Below are 12,570 nucleotides of genomic sequence, written 5' to 3'. Positions count from 1 at the left end.
AATGAGCTGTACACGGTTCGTTTACTAATTCACACAAGCAATTACTTAGTTTTTTTACTCAACAATTCACCAACAATCCGTACAAAAATGGAACGTGAACCACTCTACCCAAACCCCGCCTATGGCCGGGCTGGCTTCGTCAAACGAATTTCCTGGAGCGCCGTCTTCGCCGGTGTGCTGATCGCAATCGTCCTGCAATTGCTGCTTTCGCTGCTCGGTCTGGGCATCGGCTTAGGCACCATCGACCCGATGGAAGAGCAGAACCCCACGGCCGGGCTGGGTACCGGTACGGCCATCTGGTACATCATCAGCAGCCTGCTGTCGTTGCTGGCTGGCGGCTGGGTAGCGGGTCGGCTGGCGAGTTCGCCCCGCCCCTTCGACGGCATCATCCACGGCGTACTGACCTGGGCACTGGTAACCTTGCTGACCATCTATTTCCTGACTACGACGATCGGTAGCCTCATCGGTGGCGCCGGACGGCTGGTAGGCGGAATCGTCCGCACGGCAGGGTCGGCAGCAGGTTCGGTAGCGTCGGCCGCTGGTCCAGAACTGGGTCAGGTGGTTAAAGGCCAACTGAAAGAGAACGGCATTAATCTCGACAACATCGACCTGAAAGATCTGCGCGGTGAAGTCGATAAAGTCCTGCGCCAAACCGGAAATCCGGCCCTCAACCCTGACCGGCTGGAGCGTAAGGCTGAGCAGGCTGGCAATCAGGCGGAATCGGCTGGTAAGCAGGCGGCTGAAAACCCACAGGCAGCCGACGATCTCGCTGGTGGTCTGTTCGACAAGCTGTTCAAGCAGGGTCAGGCAACGGTAAACCAGGTCGACCGGGATGATGCTGTTAACGTCGTGATGAAGCGGACGGGCAAGAGCCGGGCCGAGTCGGAGCAGATCGTCGACAACTGGATCAACACCTACAAGCAGGCTGCCGCTAAGTTTGAAGAGACGAAGAAGGAAGCCGAAGCAAAAACCCGGCAGGTGGCTGACGGTGCTGCATCGGCCGCGTCGAAGGGGGCCATCTTTGGTTTCTTCGGTCTGTTGCTGGGTATCATTGCGTCGGGCTACGGTGCTAAGCTGGGTACCGATACGAAAGAAACCCACGGCTAGGCTGACTGGCCTCATGGCATTGCGTCGACATAGCGTCGACGCACTATCACCACCACCTACACGAATAGAATCGATCCTGGCCGCACCATCTGGTGCGGCCTTTTTTTGTTTGCCCCAACTCGATCCCGCGCGGTCCTCACCAAGTCAAACGTTTGCGTAAATAAATCCCCGCTCAGGGCGGCTGTGGCCGGGTATAAACGGTCTGTGCGTTTCTTATACGGAAAGCTTATTAGTAGCAAATGGTTGTCTACCAGACTATTATCTATACTGGCAGGTTACGTTGTCCCCGGCAGCTTCCAGCTGTCGGGGACAACGTGACCGCTTACTATTAATTGGCTACGAATTCCTGTAATCATCATTCAGATTATCACTGACTTATCGACTGCGCAAATAACACTACGTAAATCCTGTACCATGAAACACCTTCTATTCGACCGAATGGCCCGACCGCTGCTCTACGGGCTGTTGCCCGGTTGCCTGCTGAGTCACGGGCTACTGGCAAACGGGCTTCCGCCAACCCCGCTGGTGCGACCCTCTGCCAGCAATCGTTCTACCTGGAAAACGCCCGTTGCCGAAGATATCACCGTAACGGGTAAGGTCTTTGCCGATGGCACCAACGAAGCCCTGCCCGGCGTCAGCATCGTGGTCGATGGTACGATAGTCGGAACCAACACCGACGCCAATGGCGAATACCGCATCAAAGCTCCCGCCACTGGCACGCTCGTGTTCAGCTACGTCGGGTACGCACCGCAGCGGGTAGCCGTCAACAACCGGTCGAGCATCAACGTGCTGATGGTGGTCGACAATAAGACGCTCAACGAAGTCGTCGTGGTCGGTTACGGTTCGCAGTCGCGCAAGAACCTGAGCAGTGCCATTACCACCATCAAACCCGAAGACCTCAACCGGGGGGCCATCGCCGACGTCGGTCAGTTGTTGCAGGGGAAGATCCCGGGATTGAATATCTCATCGAGTGGCGACCCCAACACGCCAGCCGCCGTCGTACTGCGGGGTGCGTCGACGCTTAACAGTTCGCAGGGGCCATTCTACGTCATCGACGGCGTACCGGGAGCCGATATTTCGATCATCGCCCCCGACGACGTGGCCAGTATCGACGTCCTGAAAGACGCGGCCGCAACGGCGATCTACGGCAACCGGGCCGCCAATGGCGTTATCATCGTGACGACCAAGCGGGGCAAAAAAGGCTCGATGGTCGTCAGCTACAGCGGGTACGCCGGGGTTGAGCAGGTGTCGCGCCGACTGAACATGATGAATGCCGGGCAGCTGCGCGATTTTCTGACGCGCAACAGCCTGTCGTTCTCCCCCATCGACGACAAAGGGGCCGACACCGACTGGCAACGGGCGGTGGAACGCAACAACGTCATTTCGCAGAACCACAACCTGTCGATCAGTGGCGGCACCGAGCACAGCACCTACAACGCCAGCATCAACTACTACGACAAGCCGGGCATTTTGCAGGGTAGTTCGCTGAACCGGGTTATCGCCCGCCTGTCGGTGGATCAGTACGCGTTGAACGACCGGCTGCGGTTCAGCCTCAACGTATCGAACTCGAACAGCAACGCCAACAACACGCCCCTGCGCAACAACGTGCTGTTACAAATGATTAACCACCTGCCGGTGTCGCCCATTACCAACCCCGACGGTAGTTATTTCGAGAACTACCAGAATACGGGCTATTTCAACCCGGTGGCGATGGTGGCTCACGCCAAAGACAACACGAAGTACAACAACCTCGTCGGCTCGTTCAACACCCACGTCAACCTGCCGTTCGATCTGACCTACGACCTGAACCTGTCGTACCAGAACAATACCTCGCTGCATGGCGAATCGTACGATAGCTACTACACGCAGTACAACAGTGCCAACTTTTACAACAACCCCGATCCACCGGCGACGCACACCATCCTGAACTTCGGCACCAACGGATCAGCCCTGCGTAACACCTACCAGACCACCCGCAAAGTGCTCGAAACGTTCCTGACCTGGAACCGGGCGTTCGGCGATCACTCGATCAACGCCGTGCTGGGTTACTCGTATCAGGGTTCGGTGTCGGGCGACGGCTTCCAGACGTCGAGCACTAACTTCCCCGTCGACAACATCGGCTACAACAACTTCGCGCTGAGTAACCCCTACGCCGTGTCGTCGTACCGCGTCAACTTCGGGGCCGACGGTATTTATCAGGAAACAAAGCTCATCTCCGACTTCGCCCGTCTGAACTACAACTACAAGGAGAAATACCTCTTTCAGGGATCGATCCGGCGCGACGGTTCGTCGGTGTTCGGGGCCAACAATCAGTGGGGTTACTTCCCGGCGGTGGGCGTGGCCTGGCGCGTAAGTCAGGAAGGGTTTATGGCCAATCAGTCACTGTTCAACGACCTGAAGCTACGGGCCAGCTACGGCGTCACGGGTAACTCGTCGGGCTTCAACGCTTACACGGCGCAAACCATTTCGGGTAGCCTCGGCACCTACTACTATAACGGTGTGCAGACGGCCGCTTACGGCCCGACGCAGGCATCGAACCCCAACCTGCGGTGGGAAAAAACGGCCACGGCCAACCTGGGTCTGGACTTTACGATCCTGAAAGGCCGGGTAAACGGTACGCTTGAACTGTACCAGAAAACCACGACGGGCATGATCTATTCGTACCGCGTCAACCCGGTGCTGGTACCGGTGGGCAGCATCGTCGCCAACGGGGGCGACATGCAGAACCGGGGTGTCGAACTGAGCCTGAGTGCCAACCTGATGCGGGTGGGTCGGTTTAGCTGGACGTCGAGCCTGAACCTGGCGCACAACAGCAACAAGATTCTGAGCCTGACCAACCCACTGTTCGTCGGCGGTGACTCCGTACGGATTACCCAGCCCGACGGTGGTGGCCAAACCGGTAGCACGCTCCAGATTCTGAAAGCCGGGATGCCGCTGGGCCAGTTCTTCACGCTGCAATACGCGGGTAAGAACGACAAGGGTGTATCGCAGTACCTCGACCGCAACGGCAACGTAACCACCTCACCGGTGATCGGCGCCGACTATTACTATTCGGGAAATCCGCAGCCGAAACTGCTGGCGGGCTGGACAAATACGTTCCGTTACGGCAACCTCGATCTGAACATCTTTATCCGGGGTGTGTTTGGCAACAAAATCTTCAACGCCACCCGCGCCGACCTGTTCCGCCCCAGCACGGCCCAGTACACTAACATTCTGGTCGATGCAGGCACCGAATCGATCGCTGACGTAAACTCGTACCGCTATTCAACGCGCTTCATCGAAGACGGCAGCTACGTCCGGCTCGACAACGCGACGCTGGGCTACAGCTTCAAAAAGCTGGGGCAGTACGTGAAAAACCTGCGCGTGTATGCTACGGTCAACAATGCGTTTGTCATCACGAAATACACCGGTATCGATCCCGAAGTCAATCAGGGCGGCATCGCCCCCGGCATCGACGCCAACAACTTCTACCCCAAAACCCGCACCCTGCTGCTGGGTCTGAACGTGTCGTTTTAATTGGGTTTAAGGTTTAATGTTCAACGTTTAAGGTTGCGCTTTCCCACCGGGACCGTGAGAACCTTAAACTCTAAACATTAAACCTTAAACATTAAACTTCTCAAAATGAAACAACTAGCCATACCCGGTGCGCTGATGGGGCTGCTGCTGTGCCTCGCCACCGCCTGCCATAATCTCGACGTACCCATCAATACGTCGCTCACACCCGACATTTTTCCGCAGAATGCCCAGCAGTTTATCCAGGCGTCGGGACCGCCTTACGCAGCCCTGCGCGGCCAGTTTGCACTCGATTATTTTTTCATGCAGACGCTCAGCACCGACGAAGCCATTATGCCGGCTCGGGGGGTAACTGGTACGACAACCAGAACTACCGGATGCTGCACTACCATAGCTGGACCAAGGACCACGGCAACACCAACGGGGCCTGGAGCTGGCTTTCGACCGTTATCGGCACCACCAATCAGTCGCTGTCGGTTCTGGATCAGACCATGCCGGCGTCGGCCACCAAGCAAACCAATCTGGCGGAGCTGAAAATGGTCCGGGCGATGGCGTACTTCATGCTGATGGATATGTACGGCAACGTCCCCGTCGACACGACCTACGGCGATTTCAACCCGCACCCCAACCTGCCCCGCGCGCAGGTCGTCGGTTTTATCGAGAACGAAGTAAAGAAAGCCCTGCCCTACCTGAGCCGCGCGTCGGGCCAGTCGATGTACGGCCGTGCCAACAAGTTCACGGCCTACTCGCTGCTGGCCAAGCTGTACCTGAATTCGCAGTACTACACCGGTACGCAGCGGTATAACGACGCTATCGTGGCCTGCGATAGTGTTATCAATTCGGGGCTATATAGTCTGGAAGGGCGGTCGTCGTATTTGCAGATGTTCTACCCCAACAACGGGCCGCAGATGAAGGAGTTTATCTTCGCCATTCCCTACGACCCGGCGGCTGCCAACCTGCCCGGTACCAACGGCTTCATGTACCGCGCCCGCTACGACGTACCACGCTCGGAAGCCAAAAAGTTTAGCCTACCGTTCACGCCCAGCGCGCCCGAAAGCACGTTGCCGGAGTTCTACGCCAACTTCAGCGACCCCAACGACGTCCGCAACGGCCAATGGCTGACAGGGCCGCAGTTCCTGAACGACGGCGTTACGCCCGTAACCGTAACGACCACGAAAAAGGGCTACGACCAGTTCTACACCGGTTCCGACGGCGGTGCGTCCTACACCTATCAGGTAACGCTGACGCCCCAGGTTCTGCTGCGGCAGGACGTAGCCTCGTTCGATTGTGGCAACGACGAAATCGCCTGGAACATGGGCTACCGCAACATCAAATTCTACCCCGACGCCAGTTCGACCTCGCGCAACCAGAACAACGATATTCCGCTGTTTCGCTATTCCGACATCATCCTGATGAAAGCGGAAGCGATTCTGCGGGGCGGCACACCGACGCTGGGCCACACAGCGCTTTCGCTGGTGAATCAGCTACGCGCCAACCGAACCACCTCGGCCGCGCTGACCAGCATTGACCTGGACGGTATGTTCGTTGAGCGGAGCCGCGAGTTTGCCTACGAAACCTGGCACCGCAACGACATGATCCGGTTTGGCAAATACGAAGGCAAATGGGGCTTTAAAACCGATGCCGACGTAAACCACCGCATCTTCCCCATTCCAACCAGCGCCTTCACCGTCAACCCCGCCCTGACGCAGAATCCGGGGTATTAATAGTACCCCACCTGCTGAGAAGTTGTTTGGTACAGGTATTTTGTCATCCCGACGACAGGAGGGATCTTCGCGAACAGACGGTTTTTTCTGCTCCTAGCGAACCGGGCCGCCGGAGCGGATCCCTCCCGTCGTCGGGATGACAAAGGCCCGTTTTTAATCTGAATAATGATTCCCCAAGACAACCTCTTAGGGGTTGGGATGGGGTCTTTACATAGTATGCAACCCATTTCCCGAACCGAATTTCTCCGCTACTGCCTGTCTGCCGGTGCGCTGGTAGCCCTGTCTCCCCTATCGTCAATCGCCCAGCCTGGTGCTGACGACTTTTTCAAGTCGGTCGTGGACGCCAACAATGCGGAGGTGGCTCAGCTGCTGCAAACGCTGGCGTCGCCCATCACCGACGTTCGGCGACGGCTGGGGTTCGATCTGGCGAATCTGGCAGCGGCTTATTCCGAACCGACCTCGCGCTATTACCAGCAGGCCGACCTCGTTCCGGCGATGGAGAAGATCATGCGGTTTCTGGTACAGGCCCAGCGCCCCGACGGTACCCTCGACATCGCCAACCTGGCCTCCCCGCCCGATACGGGGTTTATCCTTGAAGCCCTCTGCACCGCTGGCAAAATTCTGTTGGCTAACCAGGCACCGGCGCTGGCCGACGTGAAGGCGTTACACAAAACGTTTGTCGTCAAAGCCGGGGAAGCCCTGCGGACGGGCGGGGTGCATACGCCTAATCACCGGTGGGTGATCTCGGCGGCTCTGGCGCGCATGAATGCGCTGTATCCCAATTCGGCCTACGTCAAGCGCATTCAGGAATGGCTGGCCGAAGGCGTTTTCTGCGACAGCGACGGCAACTACCTGGAGCGGAGCATGAACTATGCAGCCGTGAACGACCGGACCCTGACCGCCATTGGTCAGTTGCAGCGCCAACCCAACCTGCTCGACAAGGTGCGCCGGAATCTGCGGCTGGTATACTACCACATGGAACCCGACGGGGAACTCGTTACGGTCGATTCGCGCCGGCAGGATCAGTACGCGCCGGTCAACATCCTGCTCTTCTACCTAGACTACCATTTCTACGCCCTGCACGACAACAACCCGGAGTGGGCCGCGCTGACGCAGTTTATCCGCACCATGCCCGGCTTCGACAAACAGGTGCGTCGCGATTTGCTGGCGTCTTACCTGGAAGACCCAATCTTTAGAAAACCGCTACCCGCGCCGAAAGCCCCGTCCGTCGACTACCGGCAGTTTTTCAAGAGCACCAACCTTGTCCGTATACGGCGCGGCAGCACGACAACCACGCTGTACGGTGGCAACGACCTGCCGCTTACCATCGCGTCGGGTCGTTCGAACAGTCCCAACTTTTTTGCGTTTCGCAAGGGTGCAGCCATCCTGAACTACATGCGCCTGTCGACCGATTTTTTCAGCACCGGCTATTTCCACAGCGAAGGCATCACGCCCGACGGCGACGCGTACATACTGCACCGTCAACAGACGTCGCCCTACTACCAGCCGCTACCCGCCAAATACCGCAAAGCCGACGGCAACTACGCCCTGACGCCCAGCACCGACGGCCGGTTCTGGAACAAAATGGACTTCGCGCACCGGCCGCAAAGCAATCTCAACACCCTGAAAACGACCATCCGCGCTACGGAGCAGAACGGGCAGAACACGCTTGCGTTCAGCATTACAGGTGTCGCGGGCATCCACGTCACGCTCGAACTGTGTTTCCGGGCGGGTGGGCAAGTAACCGGCCTGACAGCCGTTGGCGGCAGCACCGACAGTTATTTCCTCCCCGACGGCACCGGCGAATACCGCCTGGGCGACGACACGATTCAGTTCGGGCCGGGGCTGTACAAACATGACAAGATCACGAACCTGGGCGGAGAACCGTACTCATCACATTTCGGTAGTCTGCACACCGACGGAATTCACGTGTACCTAACCGGCGTCACACCGTTGACCTACACGATGAAGATTGGTTGAGAAATTGTTTTAGGGAACGAATTTTTGTCATCCCGACGCAGGAGGGATCTTCAGTAAAAGCAAACAAAACCGCCTGCTAACGAAGATCCCTCCTGGCGTCGGGATGACAAAAATTCGTTCCCCAAGCAACCTATAGTGGTGTCAGGTCCCCGACCTGACACGCTCGCGACAGCAAAATGCTTTGCCGGAAATGTGTCAGGTCGGAGACCTGACACCACGAAACCTTGAGAGTCAATCAACACAATGGTACCGCATTGCGACCGCCTTCAGGCACTACCCCACCCGCTGCGACGATTCGCGTACGATCAGTTGGGCGGGCAGCACTACGCTTTCAATGGGCGTATGGCCGGGCGTTTGTTTGTGCTGTAGAAACAGCCGGGCGGCTTCAGCGCTGAGTTTCTGCCCAGAACGGGCCACAGTGGTCAGCGACGGGCAGGTGTAGGCGGCTGTCGGTGAATCGTCGAAACCAGCAACGGCCACATCGTCGGGAATGCGTAGTCCCCGCTCCCGCAACACCCGCATCGCCCCAATCGCCACCTGATCGTTGACGCCGAAAATGGCGTCGGGGCGGGTAGGTAGGTTCAGTAGTTGCTGCGTGGGCAGGACAGCACTGTCAATTTTGAAGTTAGTCGGTAGAATCAGCTCGTCACAGATTGGCAAGCCGTGCTGCGTCAGGCAGTCGATATAACCGGCAAAGCGTTGTTCCGAAACGGTCAGTCCGGCGGGGCCACGCAGGTGGGCAATCCGTCGGCAACCCACCTGAATCAGGTGCTCGACCACCGCCCAGGCTCCGTGGTAATCGTCGGCCGTCACCCGGCTGACGGGCAGGCTGGCGTAGTCACGGTCGATCAGGACGAGCGGAAGTTGCCGCTGCGTCACCATAGCCAAATGGTCGTAGTGCCCCGAGTCGTACGTTTCCTGCGCCACCGACAGAAAGATTCCCTCGACGCGATTCGCCAGCAGCCGCAGTACATACTCCGCTTCCAGCGCCCGCGATTCGCCCGTTACACAGATCGTCAGCGAATACCCCATCGGCCGCAGGGCCGTGTGCAACCCTTCGATTACCGATGATTCGTAGCTATCGCTGATCGTCGGCACGATAATCCCCAACGTCCCCGACAGCTTATTGAGCAGACTAAGCGACACCAGATTTCGCTGATAACCCGCCTGTTGCGCATACTGTTGAATGCTCCGGCGCGTATCTTCACTGATGGTATAGTGGTCGTTCAACGCCCGCGACACCGTCGACGGCGAGCAGTTGAATTGCCGGGCGATGTCTTTAATCGTTATGGGCGGGGGAGGAATCATTGGCGATGGTACTGAGCAGATACACGTACGGTACCGTACGCCAAATATACGGGCTGTGATGCATCCTCGCGCTCATACGGTGACATAGGCGTCGCCCGACAACGTCGCCAATATTTCCGGGGAGCGCCTAAACCAATTCCGCAAATCTGGCATCTAAGGGTTAACCGACCAATCTTCCTCCCCATGAACCGCACTCCTCTTTACCTACTCGTAATCCTGCTGCTGACCGGGTGCAGCAGCGGCAAAACAGCCCTCCGCCACGGCCGTTTCGATCTGGCGGTCAAACGCGCATCCCAGCGGCTTCAGCAGGGACCGGGCCTGAGCAAACGGGGCCACGGACTGGCATCCAACGTGCTGCAACAGGCATTCGTCCTGGCTTACGAACAACGGCAAAACACAATTCGCCGACTGGCGAACAGTACCAGTCAGCCGTTTCGCTGGGAGGCCGTACTGGGCGAATACAACGCCCTGCAAACGCTCACCGACAACGCCCGGACCTGCACTGCCTGCGCCGACTGGCTTTCGGGTTACCCCGCTTCGTATCAGGATCGAATGCAGGAAACCCGCCAATTGGCCGCTGCCGACCGCTACGACGTCGCCGAGCAGGCGTACGACCTCCGCCTGACCAACCGCCTTGCCGCCAAAGACGCGTTTGTTAACTACCGCAAAGCCACCGACTGGGTACCCGATTACCGGCAGGCCCGCACCCGCGCCGACGAGGTATTCCCTTACGCCCTGCTGCGCGTGGCCATCGAGCCAATCGGCCCTACCTACGAAATCAGTGGCCACGATAATCTGGCGATACAGCGACTGATCTACAGTCGATTGAATCGCGACATGACGCCCTCAACCTTTGTGCGACTCTACACCCCGGATCAGATTCAGGCGAACATCGTTGACGGTGGGCCACTGGCCGAAGGCTTCCCGATTCATCAGGCTGTCCGGATGCAGGTGACCGACTACACGGCATATACCGATAACACCGGGTCATCGAGCACGACGATCTACAGCGACAAAGAATATAAAGTCGGTGAAAAGAAGATCAACGACTCCACGAAGGTCGACATCATGGAGAAGGTGAAGGGTACACTGACGACGTTTAAGCGCACCATCAGCACCGGCATGACCATTCGTCTGGAAGGTATCGATGTCGACGCGAACAAACCCATCTGGCACGATTCGGTCTGGGAAACACGCCGTTGGGAAACCGTGTGGGAAACGTTTTCCGGCGACGACCGCGCCCTCAACGGTCACATCCTGGCAACAGCCAGCATATTGGTACCCAGCCGCTGGCAACTCTACGATGACTTAGTCGACGAACTGGCCGGCGACGTGGCCCGGCGCATCCGCAGCAAATACAGCACCGACGAGTAGCGCCCTCCCCCCAAACGTTCAGGACCGGTACATTAGAATAGGCTACCACATAGATAATAAAACAGGGTAACTGCCTTACATGATCGACTATATTGCGTTTTAAGCCCAAAACGGGCTTAATATTGCGGTTTGGCGCTGCCGCCTTACCGGCAGTTGGTGACTAATGAATACGCGTATGGTCAGTATCGAGGCACTGGACTCCTCCGAATCGTTTCTTGCCGGGGGTGGTGAGATGGGGCAATTAATCCGCTAAAAAGACTGGTCGACCACGCCACTGGGCCCCATAGACACCTGGCCACAGAGCCTGCGCACCTCGGTAAGTCTGTGCCTCTCCTCGACCTTTCCGATTTTGATTGCTTGGGGCCCCGAAACGATTCAGCTGTACAACGACAGCTACCGACCCATTTGCGGAGCCAAGCACCCGGAGTCGATGGGGCAGAATTTCCGTATCTGCTGGGAAACCGCCCTGCCGGTGGTCGGCGACGCGTTTACTCGGGGGCAGCAGGGACAGGGTACGTATATCCAAGATCAGCGCATGTTTCTCGACCGATACGGCTACCTGGAGGAATCGTTTATGACGTTTTCCTTCGCGCCCATCCGGGACGACTCGGGGCAGGTTGGGGGCATCTTTCACCCCATCACCGAGACGACGGATAAGATGCTCAGCGCCCGGCGCACGCAGGTACTCTGCGACGTGGCAACCCGCACGGCACAGGCCAAATCGCAGCAGGCCATCTACGACAGCCTGCTGGAAGCTCAGCCGACATTCAGCCTCGATCTACCCTTTTTACTTTTCTACGAACTGGACGCCGACGGACAGCAGGCCCGGCTGGTTGGCAGTAGTGGCCTTTCGGGGGGGAGAAACTACCAGCTCATCTGAACGAATTAGTCGTCGAATCAACTCCATGGCTGGCTACTCTTAACGAGATGCAGGTCATTACCGACCTGAGCAATCAGTTGGGTCAGGTTCCGGCCGGGCCCTACCCTGAGACACCCCATACGGCCGTCCGCCTGCCCATAATGCTGCCCTCCCACCCCCAGCCTGTTGGTTTCGTACTGGCGGGGGTCAGTTCCCGGCGGGCGCTGGACGCTGATTATCAGACATTCTACGATCTACTGGGTAACACGATCAGTACGGCTTTTTCCAACGTTCACGCGTATCAGCAGGAGCAGCAGCGGGCCGAAGCACTAGCCGCCATCGACCGGGCCAAAACGGCGTTCTTCAGCAATGTCAGCCACGAATTTCGGACGCCCCTGACGCTGATGCTCGGGCCGCTCGACGAACTCCGGCAGCAGCTCGAACAGCAACCCGCCAGTATTCAGGCCCCCGTGGTAGCTGCTCACCGCAACGCACTGCGCCTGCTAAAGCTGGTCAACAACCTGCTCGATTTCAGCCGTATCGAAGCTGGCCGAACCCGCTCGCATTTTCAGCCTGTAGAACTGGCGGGGCTGACACAGGAGCTGGCCAGTAATTTTCGCTCCCTGCTGGAACGGGCCGGTTTGCAGTTGATCGTCGATTGCCAGCCGCTTCCGTCGCCGGTCTACGTAGATCGGGAAATGTGAG

Annotated in this window: 8 protein-coding genes; 7 read left to right on the top strand and 1 reads right to left on the bottom strand. The window is 57.9% G+C overall.

All coding sequences use genetic code 11. The features are described from left to right. The first annotated feature begins 87 nt into the window (after positions 1 to 87). From HH216_RS16315 to HH216_RS16300, 4 genes are all read left to right on the top strand, one after another. A complete protein-coding gene (locus HH216_RS16315) occupies positions 88 to 1,107 on the top strand; it encodes a hypothetical protein (RefSeq protein ID WP_169551765.1) in 1,020 nt (339 codons plus the stop codon). 414 nt (positions 1,108 to 1,521) lie between these two features. Next, positions 1,522 to 4,623 (top strand): SusC/RagA family TonB-linked outer membrane protein, encoded by a 3,102-nt coding sequence (locus HH216_RS16310; protein WP_254448466.1) that lies wholly within the window; start codon positions 1,522 to 1,524, stop codon positions 4,621 to 4,623. Positions 4,624 to 4,997: 374 nt separating this feature from the next. Continuing rightward, on the top strand, positions 4,998 to 6,344 hold the full coding sequence (locus HH216_RS16305) for a RagB/SusD family nutrient uptake outer membrane protein (RefSeq protein ID WP_254448465.1): 1,347 nt from the start codon (positions 4,998 to 5,000) through the stop codon (positions 6,342 to 6,344). A 216-nt stretch (positions 6,345 to 6,560) separates the two neighbouring features. Continuing rightward, complete coding sequence (locus tag HH216_RS16300) at positions 6,561 to 8,324, top strand: hypothetical protein (protein ID WP_169551764.1); 1,764 nt, start codon at positions 6,561 to 6,563, stop codon at positions 8,322 to 8,324. A gap of 273 nt (positions 8,325 to 8,597) precedes the next feature. On the opposite strand, the gene HH216_RS16295 is transcribed toward HH216_RS16300, so the two are convergent. Continuing rightward, a complete protein-coding gene (locus HH216_RS16295) occupies positions 8,598 to 9,632 on the bottom strand; it encodes a LacI family DNA-binding transcriptional regulator (RefSeq protein WP_169551763.1) in 1,035 nt (344 codons plus the stop codon). 183 nt (positions 9,633 to 9,815) lie between these two features. On the opposite strand from HH216_RS16295, the gene HH216_RS16290 reads away from it, so the two are divergent. From HH216_RS16290 to HH216_RS26060, 3 genes are all read left to right on the top strand, one after another. Then, complete coding sequence (locus HH216_RS16290; protein ID WP_169551762.1) at positions 9,816 to 11,006, top strand: hypothetical protein; 1,191 nt, start codon at positions 9,816 to 9,818, stop codon at positions 11,004 to 11,006. A 349-nt stretch (positions 11,007 to 11,355) separates the two neighbouring features. Continuing rightward, on the top strand, positions 11,356 to 11,886 hold the full coding sequence (locus HH216_RS26065) for a hypothetical protein (RefSeq protein ID WP_254448464.1): 531 nt from the start codon (positions 11,356 to 11,358) through the stop codon (positions 11,884 to 11,886). Between the two features lie 47 nt (positions 11,887 to 11,933). Continuing rightward, positions 11,934 to 12,569, top strand: coding sequence for a sensor histidine kinase (locus HH216_RS26060; protein ID WP_254448463.1), 636 nt, complete (start codon positions 11,934 to 11,936; stop codon positions 12,567 to 12,569). Position 12,570 lies beyond the last annotated feature (1 nt).

Origin of the sequence: Spirosoma rhododendri, from assembly GCF_012849055.1 — a bacterium.
GTDB classification, from domain to species: domain Bacteria; phylum Bacteroidota; class Bacteroidia; order Cytophagales; family Spirosomataceae; genus Spirosoma; species Spirosoma rhododendri.
Note: the sequence above shows the minus strand (reverse complement) of the source record. Positions and strands in the feature narration are given on the sequence as shown.